The sequence below is a fragment of the Streptomyces sp. NBC_01351 genome, from assembly GCF_036237315.1.
In the GTDB taxonomy this organism is placed as follows: domain Bacteria; phylum Actinomycetota; class Actinomycetes; order Streptomycetales; family Streptomycetaceae; genus Streptomyces.
On record NZ_CP108356.1, the window covers coordinates 6,657,051 to 6,676,274 of the forward strand.

Here is a 19,224-nt window from a genome sequence, read left to right on the forward strand (position 1 = left end):
TTCCCCGCCCCACCCCGCCCCACCCCGCCCCACCGCCCCACCCCGCTCCGCCCCACCCCGCCCAGCCCTTCCGAAAGGACCCCGCCATGCCGACGGGCAGCTCAACCAAGCTCCAGGACCCGGCCGAGATAAGAACGTACAAGGGGACGGACCGCGCCCTGCGCGCCGACCGCCTCGGCACCGCCGGCCTGCTGCTCTCCGTACTCGCCGCCAGCGCGCCCCTGATGGTCGTCGCGGGTGTCATGCCCACGACCTTCGGGGTCATGGGCATCGTCGGCCAGCCGCTCCTCTTCGTCATCCTCGGCATCGTCCTCGCGCTCTTCAGCATCGGCTACGCCGAGATGAGCCGGCACGTCCACAACGCCGGCGCCTTCTACGCGTACATCGCCCGCGGCCTCGGCCCGACGGCCGGCGCCGGCGCCTCCCTCGTCGCGCTCGTCGCGTACAGCGCCATGCAGGTCGGCGTCTACGGCATCCTCGGCTTCGAGGTGTCCGGCCTCTTCGCCACCTACCTGAAGATCGAACTCGCCTGGTGGATCCCCGCCCTGGCGGCGGTCGCCCTCACCGGCGCCCTCGGCTGGCTGAAGATCGACCTCAACGCCAAGGTGCTCGGCGTCCTCCTCCTCATCGAGTGCGCCCTCGTCGTGATCTTCGACGTCTCCGCCCTCGCCGAGCCCGGCGCCGAAGGCCTCTCGCTCCACGCCTTCAACCCCGAGACCCTCGGCGGAGCCGGCCTCGGCACCGCGCTCTGCTTCTGCATCGCCGCCTTCGTCGGCTTCGAGCAGTCCCCGGTCTACGCCGAGGAGACCAGCCGGCCGCACATCGTCGTCTCCCGGGTGATGTTCCTCGCCGTCGGCTTCGTCGCCCTCTTCTTCGCCTTCAGCGCCTGGGCCCTCACCGTCGCCACCGGCCCCTCCGAGGTCGTCAAGACCTCCGCCGAGGCCGGCCCCGGCCTGCTCTTCCAGCTCACCGGCGAGCGCCTGGGCGCCACCTTCACCGACGTCCTGCACGTCCTCTTCGTGACCGGAATGTTCGCGGCCATGCTCAGCTTCCACAACGTGGTCGCCCGCTACGCCTTCGCCATGGGCCGCGAGGGCCTCCTCCCCGCCGCCTTCGGCCGGACCAACGCCGGCACCGGCGCCCCCGGCACAGGCTCCCTGCTGCAGACCGGCATCGCGGCCCTCGTCGTGATCGCCTTCGCCGTCACCGACGACATGCCGGCCGGCGACCCCACCGCGCCCGTCCTGCACCTCTTCACCTGGATGGGCAGCGTCGGCGCCCTCGGCATCACCCTCCTCATGGCCGCCGCCTCCTTCGCCGTCATCGCCTTCTTCGTCCGTCGCGGCACCGCCGGCGCCCAGGTCTGGCGGCTCGTCGCGGCCGGCGCCGCCGGTCTCGCGCTGCTCGCCATTGCCGTCTGGACCGTCAAGGACTTCGGCGTCCTCGTCGGCGCCGAAGAGGGCTCCGCGCTCAGCTGGCTCCTGCCCGGAATCATCGGCGCCGCCGTCGTGACCGGCCTGCTGTACGGACTGGTGTTGCGCAGCAAGCGGCCCGAGGTGCACGCCCGCATCGGTCTCGGGAACGAGGCCTTCCGGCTCGACCAGGCCGCGGCGGAGACCACGGCGGAGACCACCCACCAGAGCTGACACCGCCGCGCGTGGACGTACCTCCGCCACCTGGCTTTCGAGCGCTGCTGCAGCCCCCGACACCCCTTTCCAAGGTCGTCGGGGGCTTCGGTGCGTACGGGTGCGATTTTGGCGGGTGGCGGACCCTCATGGTCTCCTGGGGCGACCAAATCACCCGGACCGTCGTACAGGGGACACCACCCAGCTCCCCCGCCCACCGATCCGGCTTGCCTGCCCACCCCACGAAGGCGAAGTCGTACATGACCGACCGCACCCTGGCCGAGGCCGCCGCCGAGCCGTCCCGTCCGTCTCCCCGTCACGTCGACGCGGGCGACGAGGGCTACAGCAAGGACCTCAAGTCCCGCCACATCAACATGATCGCGATCGGCGGGGCGATAGGCACCGGCCTGTTCCTCGGCGCCGGCGGCCGCCTCGCCGGAGCCGGTCCCTCCCTCGCGATCGCCTACGCGGTGTGCGGAGTCTTCGCCTTCTTCGTCGTCCGGGCCCTCGGCGAGCTCGTGCTCTACCGCCCCTCCTCCGGAGCCTTCGTCTCCTACGCCCGCGAATTCATGGGGGAGAAGGGCGCCTACACGGCCGGCTGGCTGTACTTCCTGAACTGGTCCACGACCACCGTCGCCGACATCACAGCCGCCGCGACCTACGCCCACTTCTGGTCGATGTTCACCGACGTCCCCCAGTGGGTCCTCGCCTTCATCGCCCTGGCCATCGTCCTCACCGCGAACCTGATCTCGGTGAAGTACTTCGGCGAGATGGAGTTCTGGTTCTCCCTCGTCAAGGTCGCCGCCCTGGTGATCTTCCTGATCGTCGGCATCTGGCTCGTCGCCACCAGCCACGAGATCGGCGGCCACACCCCCGGCCTCGCCACCATCACCGACAACGGAGGCATCTTCCCGGTGGGGATGCTGCCCATGCTCCTGGTCATCCAGGGCGTCGTCTTCGCGTACGCCTCCGTCGAGCTGTGCGGAGTCGCCGCCGGCGAGACCGAGAACCCCGAGAAGATCATGCCGAAGGCGATCAACTCGATCATGTGGCGCGTGGGCCTCTTCTACGTGGGCTCCGTGGTCCTGCTCGCGCTGCTGCTCCCCTACACCTCGTACAGCTCCGACCAGAGCCCCTTCGTCACCGTCTTCGACGAGCTGGGCGTCCCCGGCGCCGCCGGCATCATGAACCTGGTCGTCCTGACCGCGGCCCTCTCCAGCCTGAACTCCGGCCTCTACTCCACCGGCCGCATCCTGCGCTCGATGGCCATGTCCGGCTCCGCGCCCCGCTTCACGGCCCGCATGAACAAGGGCAAGGTCCCCTACGGCGGCGTCCTGTTCACCGCCGCCTTCGGCCTGGCCGGCGTCGCCCTGAACAAGTACATGCCCGAGGAGGCCTTCGAGATCGTCCTCAACTTCGCCTCGCTCGGCATCCTCGGCACCTGGGCCATGGTGATGCTCTGCTCGCTCCACTTCTGGCGCCGCGCGCAGCAGGGCCGCGTCGAACGCCCCGCCTACCGGCTGCCGTGGGCCCCGTACACCCAGCTCGTCACACTGGTCTTCCTCGTCACGGTCCTGATCCTGATGTGGTGCGACGGGGGCGTGGGACGCACCACGGTCCTCTTCGTGCCCGTCATCGGCGCCGCCCTGGTCGGCGGCTGGTACCTGGTCCGCCGCCGGGTCGCCGAGATCGCCGCGTCACGCACCTGACGCCGGTACGAAGGAGTCGAGCGCCGCGTCGAAGTGGCCGCGGGCCTCACCGGCCCGCCCGACGGGCGCCGACACCCACACGTCGTACAGCACCCCGCCCTGCTCCCAGCACAGGTCGAAGGTGTGCCGGGCGCCCTCGGCGCGGGTGAAGCCGTCCCAGGTGAACTCCCACAGGGCGGCCGGATGCCCGTCGTGCGTCGTCGGTACGACCTTGTTCTCCCGGTAGCCCGGATTGGTCTCCGCCCCGCGCTCGTCGGCGAGCCGCATCACGCCCAGCGGCCCGCCGGACGGGGCCGGCGCGGTCGTCTTGATCCCGATGCGCACGGCCCCGTCCGGCGACCCGTAGAACACCCGCTGCTCGTCGGTGGTCCGCCGGAACCCGGTCGGTACGGCCAGACTGAAGCCCCGTACGTCGGACACGACCTGGTACCCGGCGGGCGCCGGCCGCACCGACCGGGAGGGCCCGGCCGACGAGGCCGCGGCGGAGGCAGCCGGGGCGGAGGAACCCGCGGCCGAGCCGGCCGGGGCCGAGGCGCGGGCCGAGGACGCAGGCGCCCCGGCCGGGCCCGCCGTCGCACCCGCCCCCTTGCCGTCATCGAGCAGCGAGGTCGCGGTCACCGTGCCGCCGACCGCCGCGACGAGCAGAGCCGCGACCAGCCCCACCCGCAGCGCCGCCCGGCGCCGGCCGGACTTCGCGGGCAGCGCCCCGGCCGGCCGCGTGGCCCGCTCGGTCGGCGTGTACCCGACGGCCGGCACCGGCACCTGCGCCGACCCGCCACGGCCCGTGCCTTCGCCCCCGCCTTCGCCCGTGCCCGCCGCGCAGCCGGCCAGCAGCCGCGCCGCCTCCGCCGCGCCGATCCGACGCTCCGGATCCCGTTCCAGCAGTCCGCGTACGACCGGACCGAGCGGCCCCAGCCGGCCGGGCGGGCGGATCTCGTCGAAGACCACCGCGTGCAGGACGCCGCCGATCGAATCGCGGTGGAACGGAGACTCCCCGGTCACGGCCGTGCACAACAGCACGCCGAGCGACCACAGATCGGAGGCCGGACCGGCCTCCGCACCCTGCATCCGCTCGGGCGACGTGTACTCGGGCGAGCCCACGAAGGCCCCGGACTCACTGATGGTCGTCGCCCCGGCGAGCCGCGCGATCCCGAAGTCGGTCAGCACGGCCCGGCCCGTCCCCGCCTCCAGCAGCACATTGGCCGGCTTCACGTCCCGGTGCAGCACACCGCGGTCGTGCGCCGCGCTCAGCGCCCCGAGCAGCGCCACCCCGATCCCGGCCGCCTCGGCAGGCTCCAGCGGCCCCGTGGCGGCGAGCCGGTCGGCCAGCGAACCGCCGTCGACGAGCTCCATCACGATGAAGGGGATCCCTTCGTGCTCCACGGCGTCGTGAACGACCACGACGTGCGGATGCCTGATCTGCGCGACGACCCGAGCCTCCCGCAGGGGACCCATGGCCTGCGTGCCGGAGTCGAGATGGAGCTCCTTGACGGCCACCGGCCGCCCGAGCAGCTCGTCGACGGCCCGCCAAACGGTCCCCATGCCACCCCGGCCCAGCCGCTCCTGAAGCCGGTAACGGCCACCGATCACCGTGCTGTTGCCCGGCCCGCCCTGCACCACGCCGTACTCCCCTGTCCGCCGGTCAGGGTCATGATGCCGTAAACGCGAAGAACCCCACCGAAGTGGGGTTCTTGCTCTTGTGTCCGAGGGGGGACTTGAACCCCCACGCCCGATAAAGGGCACTAGCACCTCAAGCTAGCGCGTCTGCCATTCCGCCACCCGGACAAGGTGTCTGTCTCGCGTCCCTCGCGGGCCGTTCCGACGTGGAAAACATTACCAAACATTCCGGGGTCCTCGATCACACCCCCCGGTGGCCGGGGATCTCCCTTGGGGTGAGCGGCCCGGAGCGGGAGGATGGGGGCAGTTCGGTACTGATCAGTGGGAGGAAGCAGCGTGAGCGAGTCGAGCGCGGGCAGGACCGTCTCCGGCGAGGACGAGGTCGTCGACCTCTGCCGGGACCTCATCCGGATCGACACCAGCAACTACGGGGACCACTCCGGCCCCGGCGAGCGCAAAGCGGCGGAGTGGGTCGCCGAGAAGCTCGCCGAGGTCGGCCTGGAGCCGCAGATCTTCGAATCGCACAAGGGGCGCGCCTCCACGATCGCGCGGATCGAGGGCGAGGACACTTCGCGGCCGGCCCTGCTGATCCACGGGCACACCGACGTGGTTCCGGCCAACGCCGCCGACTGGACGTACGACCCCTTCGCCGGCGAGATCGCCGACGGGTGCGTGTGGGGCCGCGGCGCCGTCGACATGAAGGACATGGACGCGATGACGCTGGCCGTCGTCCGCGACCGCATGCGCAGCGGGCGCAAGCCCCCGCGCGACATCGTGCTGGCCTTCCTCGCCGACGAGGAGGCCGGCGGCACCTACGGGGCCCGGCACCTCGTCGACAAGCACCCGGGGCTCTTCGAGGGCGTCACCGAGGCCATCGGTGAGGTCGGCGGCTTCTCCTTCACCGTGAACGAGAACCTGCGGCTGTACCTGGTGGAGACCGCCCAGAAGGGCATGCACTGGATGCGGCTCACGGTGGAGGGCACCGCGGGCCACGGCTCCATGACCAACAACGACAACGCCATCACGGAGCTGTGCGAGGCCGTGGGCCGCCTCGGCCGCCACCAGTGGCCGGTGCGCGTGACCAAGACCGTCCGGCACTTCCTGGACGAGCTCTCGGACGCGCTCGGGACCCCCCTGGACCCGGACAACATGGACGAGACCCTCGCCAAGCTCGGCGGCATCGCCAAGATGGTCGGCGCGACCCTGCGCAACTCCGCCGCCCCGACGATGCTCGGCGCCGGCTACAAGGTCAACGTCATCCCCGGCCAGGCCACCGCGCACGTGGACGGCCGCTTCCTGCCGGGCTACGAGGACGAGTTCTTCGCGGACCTCGACCGGATCCTCGGCCCGCGCGTGAAGCGGGAGGACGTGCACGGGGACAAGGCCCTGGAGACGGACTTCGACGGCCGGCTCGTGGACGCCATGCAGGGCGCCCTGCGCGCGGAGGACCCGATCGCACGCGCGGTCCCGTACATGCTCTCCGGCGGTACGGACGCCAAGTCCTTCGACGACCTCGGCATCCGCTGCTTCGGCTTCGCGCCGCTGCAGCTGCCGCCGGAGCTGGACTTCGCCGGGATGTTCCACGGCGTGGACGAGCGGGTGCCGGTGGACGGGCTGAAGTTCGGTGTTCGCGTGCTCGACCGATTCATCGACAACGCCTAACGCCGGAAGAATCGCGAAGGTGTGCGGAATCCACTGAGAAGAGTGAATGCGCTCATACGCTCGTAGCCCCGGTGATCCCTCCTCGTTACAGGTGTTGCGGTCCGCGGCTGGGACCGCATTTGCCTACTAGGAGGAACAATGATCAAGAAGGTTGTCGCCGCTGCGGCTGCCACCGGTGCTGTGGTTCTCGCGGGTGCGGGCCTGGCCCACGCCGATGCAGGTGCCCAGGGCGCGGCCATCGGTTCGCCCGGTGTCCTGTCGGGCAACGTGCTCCAGGTTCCGGTCCACGTTCCGGTGAACGTCTGCGGTAACACGGTGAACGTCATCGGCCTGCTGAACCCGGCCTTCGGCAACACCTGCGTCAACGCCTGACGCGTCTGAAGTCTTGGGCCCCGGAGCGCATTCCAGCGCTCCGGGGCCACCGGGCTTTCAGGACCCGAATCCTTCTCATCTTCGGCGCGACAGGCGGGGGAGCCTGGCCGAAACGTACACACCAGGGGACGAGTACAGATGCGACGACGACCGGCACCGGCCACCAGGAAGACCCTGATCACCATGGCTGCCGCGGGGGGTGTCCTCGCCCTGGGCGGGGGATACGCGCACGCGGACTCCGGCGCCTCCGGGCACGCCGGGAACTCTCCGGGCGTGCTGTCCGGGAACAACGTGCAGGCGCCCGTGGACGCACCGGTGAACGTCTGCGGCAACACCCTCTCCGTGATCGGCCTGCTCGATCCGGCCTTCGGGAACCACTGTTCCAACGACTCGGGCAAGGGCGGCAAGCCGGGTCCGGGCAAGCCGGGTCCGGGCAAGCCGGAGCACCCCGGTCAGCCGGGCGGGCCGGGGGAACCTCCGTGTGACGACCACGAGCCGGGGACGCCGGGCAACCCTGGTAACCCGGGGACGCCGGAGCAGCCGGGGAACCCTGGTCAGCCCGGGAACCCCGGGACTCCGGGTCAGCCGGGGAATCCGGGCACGCCCGGCAATCCCGGTACCCCGGGCGGTCACGTCCCGGGCAACCCCGGCACTCCGGGCCAGCCGGGTACTCCCGGCACCCCCGGCAATCCCGCGAACCCCGCCACGCAGGGCAACGGCGCCTCCAGCGGTGGTGCCGGAGCGGGGGGTTCCTTCGCCCCCGCCGAGAGCCCGGGGGCGGGCCTGGCCGCCACCGGCAGCGGAGACGTCCTCACCGCCGGGCTTCCGCTCGCCGGCGGACTGCTGCTGGCCGGGTCCGTGCTCTACCGACGGGCCCGCAACGCCGCCTGACGGGTGTTCACGTCGGCGCGGGCCTCGAAAACCGGGGCCCGCGTCACGTCACTCCTTGTCACCAGGTCGCGCGGACCTGACGGATGATCCGGCGGCGCAGTCGCACTCGGCGGCTGCCGTCCCGGTGCAGTGTCAGTCGGTCGAGCTCCCAGTTCCCGTACTCGGCATGGTCGGTCAGCAGGCGGGTCGCCTCCTTGCGGGGCACCCCGCGAGGCACGTACACGTCGACAAATTCGTATTCCGGCATCGCATCTATTGTGCGGGCAGAGCCCTGCTACGGATAGCGTCTGCTCTATGTCTGATGCCGCTCTGCCCACTGTTGCCGAGGTACGTGCCGCCGCCGAGGCGGTAAAGGCCGCGCTCGACCGTCACCTCGCCGCGGTCGAGCGCAGGACCGGGGACGAGGACCCCGACGTCTACGCAGCCTTCAACGAACTCGCCGCCGCCTCCGAGGAGTACGACGAACTCCTCTACGACCGCTACGACGAGGTCACCCCGTTCGAGATCCCCACCCCCGAGGACGGCGTCCCGTACGGCGGCCCCGCCGAGCCCGCAGCCTTCAGCGTGTTCATCCGCCGCGACTACGCCGTCGTCGAACCGCCGCGGCTGATCGCCCAGGCCGAACGGGTCGCCGCGCACGACCGCGACGCCGAACTCGTCCACGGCGGGACCGCGGGTGCGCTGGGCGTGCTCTTCGGGGAGTACGAGCCCGACGAGATCGCCTCCCGGTACAAGGAGTTCGGGCTGGAGGAGGGCGACTCCACGCTCTGGATCGCGGCCTCGGAGGAGGTGGCGGAGCCGGGGGAGTGGCTGGCCTCGCCCTTCGGGCACACCGACCCGGAGGACGTCCTGCACCGCTTCGACGTGAGCTCCGTCTTCGACGAGGAAGTCGACGAGTTCGACGAGGACGAGGAGCCCGGGCTGACCCCGGCTTGATCCCTGCTCGACGCGCACCGGAGGCCGTGGCCCCGCCCTGACCGGCGGAGCCACGGCCTCCGGCCGCTCCGGCTACTCGGGCTGCTGCGTGGCCGCCGCCGCGAGGGAGGTCAACAGGCCCGCCAGACGCGTCGTACGCGGCTTCGGCAGCACCTCCGCGACCGCCCGCGGCAGCGCCTGGTCGACGCCGTGCACCACGGAGAGGTGCCGCTCGGCACGCCCGAACGCCGTGTACACCCAGTCCCGCGACAGCGCCTGCGCCGCGTCACCCGGCAGTACGACGACCACCGCGGGCCAGCGCGCCCCCACGGCCTGGTGCGCCGTCACCGCCCAGCCGTGCCGCACCCGGGACTCCACGAGCTCCTTCGGTACGACGACACGCGCGCCCGCGCGGTCCAGGTGCAGCCCCGCCGCGTCGGCCGACACCACGCGGGCCGGCAGGGCCCGCCCGGGCGAGGGCACGTACACGACCCGGTCACCGGGGTCGAAGCCGCCGAACCGGCCGGGGCCGGGGTTCAGCCGCTCCTTCAGCGCCGTGTTCAGCGCCCGGGTGCCGGCGGAGCCGCCGTGGCCCGGGGTGATCACCTGGACGCTGTCGGCCGGGATCCCGAAGGCCCGCGGCACGGACTCGGCCACCAGCTGCACGGCCCGGTGCACCGCCTCCCCGGCGTCGCGCACCGGGACGATGACGACCTCCTTGCCGGGGGCGTCGACCTGCGTCAGCTCGCCGATGCCGATCCCGGAGACCAGCTCGCCGAGGGGGCCCGGGTCGGGGGTGCGGGAGATGACCTGGGGGCACACCTTGGCCGCGAGGAGATCGGCGAACACCCGTCCGGCCCCGGCCGATCCGAGCACGCCGGGATCGCCGGACAGGACCAGCCGGGCCCCGTCCGGGACGCACTCCACCAGTGCGGCGGCCGTCTCCACGTCCAGCTGCGGGGCGTCCAGGACGACCAGCAGGTCCAGCGCGAACTGCCCGTCCGCGTCCCGGCCGGGACCCTCGGCGCCGGACAGGAGGTCGGCGACGGCAATGCCCTGCGGCGTGGGCGCGTGCGTGGCGAGGCAGACGCGCAGGCCGAGTTCGCGGGCCGCCGTCAGTAGGGCGAGGGGTTCGGCGCGGGCGGCCTCGCCGCCGGTGTGGGCGACCAGGCCGTGGCCCGCGACGGCGCGGATCAGTTCGGCGCCGGTGCGGTGGGCGGTGGCGGCCGCGTCCCAGTCGGCCGGGCCGTCGAAGGTGTTGGCCAGCCGGGCCAGGCCGTCGGCGAGGCTCTCCTCGGCCATGGCGGAGCCCTCCAGGCCGACGAGCACGCGTACGGGCTGCTCCTCGCCCTCCTCCTGCGGGGGCGGGCCGAGGGGCTCGTGGAAGACGAGTACCGAGCCCTCGGCGATGGCCTGTTCCAGGGCCTCGGCGGGATCCGGCACCCCGTACTGGACCAGGGCCTTCTCCAGGACCGGCGCCTCCAGAACGGTGTGCCCCTTGAGCCCGGCCTGCGCCAGCAGCCAGCCCACCAGGGAGGTGGTCCGGCGCTCGTCCCCGGGTCCGGCCTCGGGGCCGAGCAGCGCGCGGGCGAAGCCGTCGGCCTGGGTCGGGCGGACGGTGGGGACGGCCAGCAGCCGCCAGGGGTTCTCGGTGAGCTGTTCGGCGGCGCCGGCGCCGAGCGCGGTCGCCGCCGGGGCGGCCAGGGCCTCCGGGGCCCCGGCGCCGGCCAGCACGGCCCGTACGGCATCGACGTCTCCGGGCGCGGCCGCGGCCGCGGGGGCCGGCGGGGCCGGGCGCTGGGGCTGCGGGGGTGCGGGCGCCGCCTTGCGGGGGGCGGCCACGGTCGGGGCCTCGTCGAAGTACACGGCCGGGGGCTTCGCGCCGCTCTCCACGGCCCGTACGGCGGCCAGCAGGTCGGCGGCCTTCCCGCTGAGCTTCGCACCCGCCTCCACGGGCGCGGCCCGCTCGGCCTTGCGCCGCGCGATGCGCTCCCGCTCGACCTTCTGCGCGGCCAACTCGGCCGCCGCCTCACTCAGCGCGGGCCCGGCCGTCTCGCCGGCCGCGGCCTCGCCGCTCGCGCCGGCGCCTCCCGCGCCCGCAGACCCGGTGTCAGGCTCCTCGGCCTCGCCGGCCGCGGCTTCTGCCGCCTCCGCGCCCGCGGACCCGGTGTCAGGCTCCTCGGCCTCCGCCGCGTCCGGTTCGCGTTCCCCGGCTGCGGGCTCGGTGGCCGGGTGGGTGGCCTCGGGGTCCGGGGTGGGCCCTGCGGGGCTTTCCCCCACCCCGCCCCTTCCCGAAACCGGAGGCTCCGCCCCCGGACCCCCGACCTGCGGCCCGCTGTCCCCGGCTGCGCCTACGGCCTCGACCTGCGGCTCAACGTCTCCGGCCGTGCCCGTGCCCGCGTCGGCCTGTGGCCTGCCGTCCCCGGTGGCGCTCTCGGCCCCGGCCTGAGGCTCGTTGGTGTCGGTCGAGCCCTCGGCCGCGGGCTGCGGTTCGTCGGCTCGGGGGGTCGGGGCGGGAGTGGGTGGGGTGGTGGGGTCCGGGACAGGGGTACCCGTGGGCTCGGCCGCTTGCGCGGGGGCGGGCCCGGCGGGCTCGGCCGGTTCCTCCGCGGCGGGGGCTTGGCGGTCCGTACTCACAGCGTGCTCCAGTCCTGATCGGGGTAGCGGTGCACGGGCGCCGAAACGTCGTCCAGCGCCTGGCAGATCTCCTCCGGAAGAGTAAGGGCCTCCACCGACAAAGCCGCCGCGAGCTGCGCCGATGTCCGGGCGCCGACGATCGGCGCGACCACTCCCGGCCGGTCGCGGACCCACGCCAGGGCCACCTGGAGCGGGGTCACCGCCAGTCCGTGCGCCGCCGTCGCCACCGCGTCCACGATCCGGCCCGCCGCGTCGTCCAGGTACGGGGCCACGAAGGCCGCCATGGACTCCGACCCGCCCCGGGAGTCCGCCGGGACGCCGGAGCGGTACTTGCCCGTCAGGACCCCGCGCCCCAGCGGGGAGGACGGGAGCAGGCCGACTCCCAGGTCGAGGGCCGCCGGGAGCACCTCGCGTTCCACGCCCCGCTGGAGGAGGGAGTACTCCATCTGGGTGGAGGCCAGGCGGGTGCGCGCCCCGGGCGCGGCCAGTTGCCAGGTCGCCGCCTTCGCGAGCTGCCAGCCGCTGTAGTTGGAGACGCCCGCGTACCGCGCCCTCCCGCTGCTGACCGCCAGGTCCACCGCGTGGAGGGTCTCCTCCAGCGGGGTCGCCGGATCGAAGGCGTGGACCTGCCAGAGGTCGACGTGGTCGGTGCCCAGCCGGTCCAGCGAGGCGTCGAGCGCGGCGAGGAGGTGCCCGCGCGAGCCGTCGAAGCGCCGGTCCGGGTCGGGCACGCTGCCCGCCTTCGTCGCGATCACCACATCCCGGCGCGGGATCAGCCCGCCCACCAGCTGCCCGAGGAGGTACTCCGCCTCCCCGCCGCCGTACACGTCCGCCGTGTCGACGAGCGTGCCGCCCGCCTCCCAGAAGGTCTTCATCTGCTCGGCGGCGGCTTCCTCGCCGATGTCACGGCCCCAGGTGAGGGTGCCGAGGCCGATCCGGGAGACGCGCAGTCCGGTGCGGCCGAGATGCCTCTGCTCCATGAGCGCTGAGACTACTGGGGCGCTGACGAATGGGACCCGGGCGCGCTACAGTCCCCGCACACGCACGTTACTGACCGGTAAACCGGCAAGTGAATCCGTAAGGGGACGACACATGCGGCTCGGCATCAATCTCGGCTACTGGGGTGCGGGCATGGACGCCGACAACCTCGCCGTCGCACAGGAGGCCGACCGCCTCGGCTACGACGTCTGCTGGGCCGCCGAGGCCTACGGTTCGGACGCCCCGACCGTGCTCGCCTGGGTCGCCGCCCAGACCGAGCGCATCGACGTCGGCTCCGCGATCCTGCAGATCCCGGCGCGCCAGCCCGCCATGACCGCCATGACCGCGGCCACCCTCGACTCCCTGACCAAGGGCCGCTTCCGCCTCGGCCTGGGCGTCTCGGGCCCGCAGGTCTCCGAGGGCTGGTACGGCGTCAAGTTCGACAAGCCCCTCGCGCGCACCCGTGAGTACGTCGAGATCGTGCGCAAGGCCATGAGCCGCGAGCGGCTCAGCTACGAGGGCGAGCACTGGACCCTGCCGCTGCCCGGCGGCCCCGGCAAGCCCCTCAAGCTGACCGTGCACCCCGAGCGCGAGCACATCCCGCTCTACATCGCCGCGATCGGGCCGAAGAACCTGGAGCAGACCGGCGAGATCGCCGACGGCGCACTGCTGATCTTCCCGGCCGCCGAGCACCTGGAGGAGACGGCCCTGCGCCACATCCGCGCCGGCCGCGAGAAGGCCGGGCTGACCATGGACGGCTTCGACGTCTGCCCGACCGTGCCGCTGGCGCTCGGCGAGGACGTGAACGCGCTCGCGGACATGTTCCGCCCGTACACCGCCCTGTACGTGGGCGGCATGGGGAGCCGCAAGCAGAACTTCTACAACCAGCTGGCCCAGCGCATGGGCTACGAGAAGGAAGCCGCCGACATCCAGGAGAAGTACCTGTCGGGCGACAAGACCGGAGCCGCCGCGGCCGTCCCGCACTCGCTGATCGACTCGACCACGCTGCTGGGCCAGGTCGAGCGCATCGCGGACGGGATGAAGGCCTACGCGGAGGCCGGGGTCACCACCCTCACCCTCGCCCCGGCCGGTTTCACCCTGGACGAGCGGATCGCCGCCCTGCGCGCCGGCACCGAGGCCATGGAACTCGCCGGACTCGCGTGATCAGGCCTGATCCGGCCTGACCCGCATCGCAACGCCTGCGGCCGTGGTGGGGGCTCGGGGGGTCTTCCCCGCCACGGCCGACACCGCCAACAACGCTCGGGGAGCCCGTGGGGTTACGCACCGCGGGCCATCACCTCGTTTCGTTCATTCGGACGAGTAGCGCACCCCCTCGGTTGCCCGCCCGCGCGACCGGGGTTTGACTCGGTGCATGCTCTCTGCCCGCAGCCTGTTCCAGGAGATCGTCGACAACGACGACACCTTTCAGCTGTTCTGCTCCATCGCCGCCAGCGGGGAGACCCAGGGCGGCTGGGAGAACGGCCGTATCGCGGCCCTCGTGCCCGACGGCATGCGCGACCTCGCGCCCAAGATCACCCGGCACGGTGCCGACGAGGACAAGCACGGGCGGATCTTCAACGCCCTGCTCCGCAAGCGAGGCCTGCCGCCCGTCCCCGTGCCGCCCGAAACCGACTACACGATGCTGCTGGAGCGCGCCGGCATCGGCCTCGCCCACGAGAAGCTGCGCCGGGACGAGCCGCTGACCGAGCGGGACATCGTCGTCTACCTCTCGCACAGCCGGGTCACCGAACAGCGCGCCGCCGACCAGATGGACATGCTGGTCAAGAACTTCGGCGACCACCCGGAGCTGGGCAAGGCCATCCGCCTGATCAGCCACGACGAGGACAACCACCTCGCCTACTGCCACGAGGAGTTGCTGCGCCTGGCCCGCCAGGGGCACGGCCGCACCATCCAGCAGGTGCTGCGCGAGAGCGCGCTCGTCGAGATCCGGGTCTACCGCGACGTCAGCCTCGCCGTCATGGCCCACATGGGACGGCTGCTGAACTGGCCCGCACCCAAGGCCGCCGCGCTCGCCGCGGGCATCCGGGGCATGCACGCGTACGAACGCTTCAGCGGCTGGCACCGGATGGTCGGCCTGCAACTGCCGCAACGGCTCGACGCACTGGGCGGGGTACCCGCCACCGCGCCCGAGTACGCCTAGACAGCTTCCCCGGGAGCGGGCCGGCCGCCCATGGGCCGGCCCGCTACAGCCAGCCCCGGCGCTTGAACATGCGGTGCAGGCCCAGGCACGCACCCACCATGATCGCCAGTACGAGCGGATAGCCCCAGGTCTGCTTCAGCTCCGGCATGTGGTCGAAGTTCATCCCGTAGATCCCCGCCACCATCGTCGGAACGGCAGCCATCGCCGCCCACGCCGAGATCTTGCGCATGTCGTCGTTCTGCCGGACGCCCATCTGCGCCAGGTGCGCGGCGAGCGCGTCCGACAGCAGCCGGTCCAGCCCCTCGATGTACTCGTTCGCCTTGGTCAGGTGGTCGGCGACGTCACGGAAGAACGGCTGGGCCTGCTCGTGGACGAAGGGCACCTGCCCGAACGCGAGCCGGTCCATCGGCTGGAGCAGCGGGCTCGTCGCCCGGCGGAACTCCAGCACCTGCCGCTTGAAACCGTAGATCCGGGCAGCGGTGTTCTTGGTGTCCGAGGCGTTCGGCGCGAACACCTCCGCCTCCAGCTCCTCCAGGTCTCCCTGGAGCTCGGCCGCCACCTCGATGTAGTGGTCCACCACCGCGTCGGACACCGCGTAGAGCACGGCCGTCGGACCGTGCCGCAGCACCTCCGGCTCCTGCTCCAGCCGGCGCCGCACGGCGGCCAGCGGGGCCCCCTCGCCGTGCCGGACCGTGACCACGAAGGAGTCGCCGATGAACACCATCAGCTCGCCCGTGGTCACGGTGTCGCCGTCCTCGTCGTAGATCACCGGCTTCAGGACGACGAACAGCGAATCGTCGTACACCTCCAGCTTCGGCCGCTGGTGAGCGGTCAGCGCGTCCTCCACCGCCAGCGCGTGCAGCTTGAACTCGTCGCGGACGTGGTCGAATTCCTCCTCCGTCGGCTCGTGCAGCCCGAGCCACAAGAAGGCGTCACCGGTCGCCCGTGCCTCGTCCAGGGCATCGGAGAAGTCGCCCGGCCCCTCGACCCGAGCCCCGGACCTGTAAATCGCGCAGTCCACAATCACCCGGGGCATTCTTCCCTGCCCGGGCCCCGCCCGCACTCCGGCGACACCTCGCCGTGCCTCTCCCGGCGGGGCCTAGGCTGTACCCCATGGCCACGCTGATCCTCGTACGACACGGGCGGTCCACCGCCAACACCGCTGGACTGCTCGCCGGATGGACCCCGGGAGTGGCCCTGGACGAACGCGGCGCCGAACAGGCCGCCTCGCTGCCCGGACGGCTCGTCGGAGTGCCGCTCGCCGCAGCCGTCACCAGCCCCCTGCAGCGCTGCCGGGAGACCCTCGCGCCGCTCATGGCCGCCCGCCCCGAGCTGGAACTGCACACCGACGAGCGGATCGGCGAATGCCACTACGGCGACTGGTCGGGCCGCAAACTCTCCGAACTCGCCGACGAACCCCTCATGAAGATCGTCCAGCAGCACCCGTCGGCGGCCGCGTTCCCCGGCGGCGAGTCCATGCGCGCCATGCAGGCCCGCGCCGTGGAATCCGTACGGGAATGGAACGCGCGCATCGAGGAGGAGCGCGGGAGCGACGCCGTCTTCCTGATGTGCTCCCACGGCGACATCATCAAGTCCCTTGTCGCGGACGCCCTCGGCATGCACCTGGACCTCTTCCAGCGCATCCACGTCGACCCCTGCTCGGTCACCGCGATCCGGTACACGCCGACCCGGCCGTTCGTGTTCCGGCTCGGCGACACCGGGGACTTCGGCTCGCTCGTGCCCGGCGAGAAGACCCGCACGCCCGACAAGGCCGCCGAGGACGCCGGGAACGCCGTCGTGGGAGGCGGCGCGGGCGCGGCGTGATCGAACGGCGCAGTAGGGTGGACTGGCCATAGGAAACAGCACAGCCACGCGCAGACCTCCCCCTGCCGCCGAGACTTGGAGACTGGACGTGCCCCGTCAGGTGTTCCTCTACGACCCGCCGGACCGCTTCGTGGCCGGCACGGTCGGTCTGCCGGGACGCCGTACGTTCTTCCTGCAGGCCTCGTCCGGCCCCCGCGTCACCAGCGTCTCCCTGGAGAAGACCCAGGTCGCGGCGCTGGCCGAGCGGATGGACGAGCTGCTGGACGAGGTCGTACGGCGCACCGGGGGCAACGCCCCCGTCCCGGCCGTCGCCCCCGCCGAGGCCGCCGACACCGCGCCCCTCGACGTCCCCGTCGAGGAGGAGTTCCGCGTCGGCACCATGGCCCTGGCCTGGGACGGCGAGGAACAGCGGATGATCGTCGAGGCCCAGGCCCTGGTGGAACTCGACGCGGACTCCGACGAGGACCTCGCCGAAGCGGAGGAGCGCCTCCTCCAGGACGAGGAGAACGGCCCGCCGATGCTCCGCGTCCGCCTCAGCGGCGTCCAGGCCCGTGCCTTCGCCAAGCGGGCCCTCGACGTGGTCAACGCGGGCCGCCCGCCGTGCCCGCTGTGCAGCCTCCCGCTGGACCCGGAGGGCCACGTGTGCCCGCGCCAGAACGGCTACCGGCGCCAGGCGTGAGCACCGGGGGGGAGCTGGAGGAACTGCTCGCCGAGGGCGAGCTGAACGTCGTCGGCCGGATCCGCGAGGCGTCCAACGCCGTCCTGCTGTGCACCGTCACCCACGACGGCGTGAGCGCCGACTGCGTGTACAAGCCCGTCAAGGGCGAGCGGCCCCTGTGGGACTTCCCCGACGGCAACCTCGCCCAGCGCGAGGTCGCCGCCTACCTCGTCTCCGAGGCCACCGGATGGGGCCTGGTCCCCACCACGGTGCTGCGCGACGGACCGTACGGCGAAGGCATGGTCCAGCAGTGGATCGAAGCGGTGGCGGAGGACAACCCGGCCGCCGGGCTCCTCGCCCTCGTCGACGGCGAGGAAGCGGGGGAGGGCTGGAAGCCCGTCGCCTTCGCCGACGTCGGGGAGGGCCGCACCGCCCTGCTCGTCCACGCCGACGACACGCGACTGCGTCGGCTCTCCGTACTCGACGCCGTGATCAACAACGGCGACCGCAAGGGCGGCCACCTGCTGCCCGCCCCCGACGGGCGGCTCTACGGCATCGACCACGGCGTCAGCTTCCACACCGAGGACAAACTGCGCACCCTGCTGTGGGGCTGGGCGGGGGAGCCGCTGACCGACGAGGCCCGCGAGGTCCTGGCCGCGCTGACCGCACAGCTGGCCGAGGGAGCCCCCCTCGCCACCCGGCTGGCCCAACTGATCACCACGGTCGAGCTGGCCGCCGTACGGGAACGGGTGGCACGGCTGCTGCGCACCGGGATCCACCCGCAGCCCTCGGGGCAGTGGCCGTCGATCCCCTGGCCGCCGGTCTGAACCGGCCGGCACGACACGCACAGAATCAGCCAGAGCGCAAGAGTGCCGATCAAGACAACAGTGCAGGTCCGGTTCGTTTCCGGAACACCCGTCCGGTTAGGCTCGACGCATGCATGCCTGGCCCGCTTCTGAGGTCCCCGCCCTTCCTGGCAAGGGCCGCGACCTCCAGATCCACGACACCGCGACCCAGGGGACGATCACCCTCGCCCCCGGTCCCGTCGCCCGTATCTACGTCTGCGGCATCACCCCGTACGACGCGACCCACATCGGTCACGCGGCGACCTACAACGCGTTCGACCTCGTACAGCGCGTGTGGCTCGACACCAAGCGGCAGGTCCACTACGTCCAGAACGTCACGGACGTGGACGACCCGCTCCTGGAGCGGGCGCTGCGCGACGGCCACGACTGGACCGAGCTCGCCGAGCGCGAGACGGCCCTCTTCCGCGAGGACATGACCGCCCTGCGGATGCTGCCCCCGCAGCACTACATCGGCGCCGTCGAGGCCATACCGGGCATCGTGCCGCTGGTGGAGCGACTGCGGGACGCCGGCGCGGCGTACGAGCTGGACGGCGACGTCTACTTCTCGGTGGAGTCCGACGCGAACTTCGGCAAGGTCTCCAACCTGGACGCCCAGGCGATGCGGCTGCTCTCGGCGGAGCGGGGCGGCGACCCCGACCGCCCCGGGAAGAAGAACCCGCTCGACCCGATGCTGTGGATGGCCGCCCGCCCGGGCGAGCCGAGCTGGGACGGCGGCTCGCTGGGCCGCGGCCGGCCCGGCTGGCACATCGAGTGCGTCGCCATCGCCCTGGACCACCTGGGCATGGGCTTCGACATCCAGGGCGGCGGCTCCGACCTGGCCTTCCCGCACCACGAGATGGGCGCGTCGCACGCGCAGGTGCTGACGGGCGAGTTCCCGATGGCCAAGGCGTACGTGCACGCGGGCATGGTCGCCCTGCACGGCGAGAAGATGTCGAAGTCCAAGGGCAACCTGGTCTTCGTCTCCGCCCTGCGCCGGGCCGGGGTCGACCCGGCGGCGATCCGGCTGGCCCTGCTCTCGCACCACTACCGGGCCGACTGGGAGTGGACGGACTCCGTCCTCGCCGAGGCCGTGGCCCGGCTGGAGCGGTGGCGCGCGGCGGTGTCCCGCCCGGACGGACTGCCGGCCGACGCACTGGTCGAGGAGGTCCGCGAGGCCCTCTCCCGCGACCTGGACGCCCCTGCGGCGCTGGCGGCCGTGGACCGCTGGGTGGACGCGCAGAACGCCTCCGACGGCGACGACGAGTCCGCGCCCGGACTGGTCTCCCGCACGGTGGACGCCCTCCTGGGCGTAGCCCTGTAACCTGCGGCG

Annotated in this window: 17 protein-coding genes and 1 tRNA gene; 12 read left to right on the forward strand and 6 right to left on the reverse strand. The window is 72.5% G+C overall.

What is annotated here, in order from left to right:
• Positions 1 to 86: 86 nt before the first annotated feature.
• Both OG625_RS30700 and OG625_RS30705 read left to right on the forward strand, forming a co-directional pair.
• A complete protein-coding gene (locus OG625_RS30700; RefSeq protein ID WP_329387495.1) occupies positions 87 to 1,646 on the forward strand; it encodes an APC family permease in 1,560 nt (519 codons plus the stop codon).
• 239 nt (positions 1,647 to 1,885) lie between these two features.
• Positions 1,886 to 3,334 (forward strand): amino acid permease, encoded by a 1,449-nt coding sequence (locus OG625_RS30705; protein ID WP_329387497.1) that lies wholly within the window; start codon positions 1,886 to 1,888, stop codon positions 3,332 to 3,334.
• Here OG625_RS30705 and OG625_RS30710 read toward each other — a convergent pair.
• Positions 3,323 to 4,876 carry a serine/threonine-protein kinase gene (locus OG625_RS30710; protein WP_329391123.1) on the reverse strand — a complete coding sequence of 518 codons (1,554 nt, stop codon included), beginning with the start codon at positions 4,874 to 4,876 and terminating at the stop codon, positions 3,323 to 3,325. The genes OG625_RS30705 and OG625_RS30710 overlap by 12 nt on opposite strands.
• A 158-nt stretch (positions 4,877 to 5,034) precedes the next feature.
• Positions 5,035 to 5,119, reverse strand: a tRNA-Leu gene (locus OG625_RS30715).
• A 168-nt stretch (positions 5,120 to 5,287) separates the two neighbouring features.
• Here OG625_RS30715 and OG625_RS30720 point away from each other — a divergent pair.
• The 3 genes from OG625_RS30720 to OG625_RS30730 all read left to right on the forward strand — a co-directional run bounded on the left by OG625_RS30720 (position 5,288) and on the right by OG625_RS30730 (position 7,876).
• Positions 5,288 to 6,613: a M20/M25/M40 family metallo-hydrolase gene (locus OG625_RS30720; protein ID WP_329387499.1), complete on the forward strand. Its 1,326-nt coding sequence runs from the start codon at positions 5,288 to 5,290 to the stop codon at positions 6,611 to 6,613.
• A gap of 138 nt (positions 6,614 to 6,751) precedes the next feature.
• Entirely contained in the window at positions 6,752 to 6,985 is a 234-nt protein-coding gene (locus tag OG625_RS30725; RefSeq protein WP_329387502.1) for a chaplin, read from the forward strand.
• A 183-nt stretch (positions 6,986 to 7,168) separates the two neighbouring features.
• Positions 7,169 to 7,876, forward strand: a complete 708-nt coding sequence (locus OG625_RS30730; RefSeq protein ID WP_329387504.1) for a chaplin family protein — start codon at positions 7,169 to 7,171, stop codon at positions 7,874 to 7,876.
• Positions 7,877 to 7,934: 58 nt separating this feature from the next.
• Here OG625_RS30730 and OG625_RS30735 read toward each other — a convergent pair whose 3' ends face one another.
• Positions 7,935 to 8,123, reverse strand: coding sequence for a DUF5703 family protein (locus OG625_RS30735; RefSeq protein WP_031146791.1), 189 nt, complete (start codon positions 8,121 to 8,123; stop codon positions 7,935 to 7,937).
• Positions 8,124 to 8,170: 47 nt separating this feature from the next.
• Here OG625_RS30735 and OG625_RS30740 point away from each other — a divergent pair, with 47 nt between their 5' ends.
• Positions 8,171 to 8,812: a hypothetical protein gene (locus OG625_RS30740; protein ID WP_329387507.1), complete on the forward strand. Its 642-nt coding sequence runs from the start codon at positions 8,171 to 8,173 to the stop codon at positions 8,810 to 8,812.
• A gap of 72 nt (positions 8,813 to 8,884) precedes the next feature.
• Here OG625_RS30740 and OG625_RS30745 read toward each other — a convergent pair whose 3' ends face one another.
• Together OG625_RS30745 and OG625_RS30750 are read right to left on the reverse strand one after the other, a co-directional pair.
• Positions 8,885 to 11,071, reverse strand: a complete 2,187-nt coding sequence (locus tag OG625_RS30745) for an ATP-binding domain-containing protein (RefSeq protein ID WP_443067912.1) — start codon at positions 11,069 to 11,071, stop codon at positions 8,885 to 8,887.
• 353 nt (positions 11,072 to 11,424) lie between these two features.
• A complete protein-coding gene (locus tag OG625_RS30750; RefSeq protein WP_329387511.1) occupies positions 11,425 to 12,408 on the reverse strand; it encodes an aldo/keto reductase in 984 nt (327 codons plus the stop codon).
• A gap of 112 nt (positions 12,409 to 12,520) precedes the next feature.
• On the opposite strand from OG625_RS30750, the gene OG625_RS30755 reads away from it, so the two are divergent.
• A complete protein-coding gene (locus OG625_RS30755) occupies positions 12,521 to 13,570 on the forward strand; it encodes an LLM class F420-dependent oxidoreductase (protein ID WP_329387514.1) in 1,050 nt (349 codons plus the stop codon).
• A 208-nt stretch (positions 13,571 to 13,778) separates the two neighbouring features.
• Positions 13,779 to 14,567, forward strand: coding sequence for a ferritin-like domain-containing protein (locus tag OG625_RS30760; RefSeq protein WP_329387516.1), 789 nt, complete (start codon positions 13,779 to 13,781; stop codon positions 14,565 to 14,567).
• Positions 14,568 to 14,610: 43 nt separating this feature from the next.
• On the opposite strand, the gene corA is transcribed toward OG625_RS30760, so the two are convergent.
• The gene (gene corA, locus OG625_RS30765) at positions 14,611 to 15,603 is read right to left on the reverse strand and encodes a magnesium/cobalt transporter CorA (RefSeq protein ID WP_329387519.1); all 993 of its coding nucleotides are present in this window, start codon (positions 15,601 to 15,603) and stop codon (positions 14,611 to 14,613) included.
• 77 nt (positions 15,604 to 15,680) lie between these two features.
• On the opposite strand from corA, the gene OG625_RS30770 reads away from it, so the two are divergent.
• From OG625_RS30770 to mshC, 4 genes are all read left to right on the forward strand, one after another.
• Positions 15,681 to 16,391 (forward strand): histidine phosphatase family protein, encoded by a 711-nt coding sequence (locus OG625_RS30770; RefSeq protein ID WP_329387521.1) that lies wholly within the window; start codon positions 15,681 to 15,683, stop codon positions 16,389 to 16,391.
• Positions 16,392 to 16,479: 88 nt separating this feature from the next.
• Positions 16,480 to 17,070: a DUF3090 domain-containing protein gene (locus OG625_RS30775; RefSeq protein ID WP_329387524.1), complete on the forward strand. Its 591-nt coding sequence runs from the start codon at positions 16,480 to 16,482 to the stop codon at positions 17,068 to 17,070.
• Positions 17,034 to 17,876 (forward strand): SCO1664 family protein, encoded by an 843-nt coding sequence (locus OG625_RS30780; protein ID WP_329387526.1) that lies wholly within the window; start codon positions 17,034 to 17,036, stop codon positions 17,874 to 17,876. The genes OG625_RS30775 and OG625_RS30780 overlap by 37 nt, the downstream gene beginning before the upstream one ends.
• Positions 17,877 to 17,985: 109 nt before the next feature.
• On the forward strand, positions 17,986 to 19,215 hold the full coding sequence (gene mshC, locus OG625_RS30785) for a cysteine--1-D-myo-inosityl 2-amino-2-deoxy-alpha-D-glucopyranoside ligase (RefSeq protein WP_329387528.1): 1,230 nt from the start codon (positions 17,986 to 17,988) through the stop codon (positions 19,213 to 19,215).
• Positions 19,216 to 19,224: the final 9 nt, after the last annotated feature.

Bases quoted from the DNA above. Each gene is read 5' to 3' on its own strand.
- OG625_RS30705 (WP_329387497.1), top strand. From the start codon at position 1,886: ATGACCGACCGCACCCTGGCCGAGGCCGCCGCCGAGCCGTCCCGTCCG.
- OG625_RS30730 (WP_329387504.1), top strand. From the start codon at position 7,169: ATGGCTGCCGCGGGGGGTGTCCTCGCCCTGGGCGGGGGATACGCGCAC.
- OG625_RS30740 (WP_329387507.1), top strand. From the start codon at position 8,171: ATGTCTGATGCCGCTCTGCCCACTGTTGCCGAGGTACGTGCCGCCGCC.
- OG625_RS30760 (WP_329387516.1), top strand. From the start codon at position 13,779: ATGCTCTCTGCCCGCAGCCTGTTCCAGGAGATCGTCGACAACGACGAC.
- OG625_RS30700 (WP_329387495.1), top strand. From the start codon at position 87: ATGCCGACGGGCAGCTCAACCAAGCTCCAGGACCCGGCCGAGATAAGA.
- OG625_RS30770 (WP_329387521.1), top strand. From the start codon at position 15,681: ATGGCCACGCTGATCCTCGTACGACACGGGCGGTCCACCGCCAACACC.
- OG625_RS30755 (WP_329387514.1), top strand. From the start codon at position 12,521: ATGCGGCTCGGCATCAATCTCGGCTACTGGGGTGCGGGCATGGACGCC.
- mshC (WP_329387528.1), top strand. From the start codon at position 17,986: ATGCATGCCTGGCCCGCTTCTGAGGTCCCCGCCCTTCCTGGCAAGGGC.
- OG625_RS30710 (WP_329391123.1), bottom strand. From the start codon at position 4,876: ATGGGGACCGTTTGGCGGGCCGTCGACGAGCTGCTCGGGCGGCCGGTG.
- corA (WP_329387519.1), bottom strand. From the start codon at position 15,603: ATGCCCCGGGTGATTGTGGACTGCGCGATTTACAGGTCCGGGGCTCGG.
- OG625_RS30735 (WP_031146791.1), bottom strand. From the start codon at position 8,123: ATGCCGGAATACGAATTTGTCGACGTGTACGTGCCTCGCGGGGTGCCC.
- OG625_RS30725 (WP_329387502.1), top strand. From the start codon at position 6,752: ATGATCAAGAAGGTTGTCGCCGCTGCGGCTGCCACCGGTGCTGTGGTT.
- OG625_RS30750 (WP_329387511.1), bottom strand. From the start codon at position 12,408: ATGGAGCAGAGGCATCTCGGCCGCACCGGACTGCGCGTCTCCCGGATC.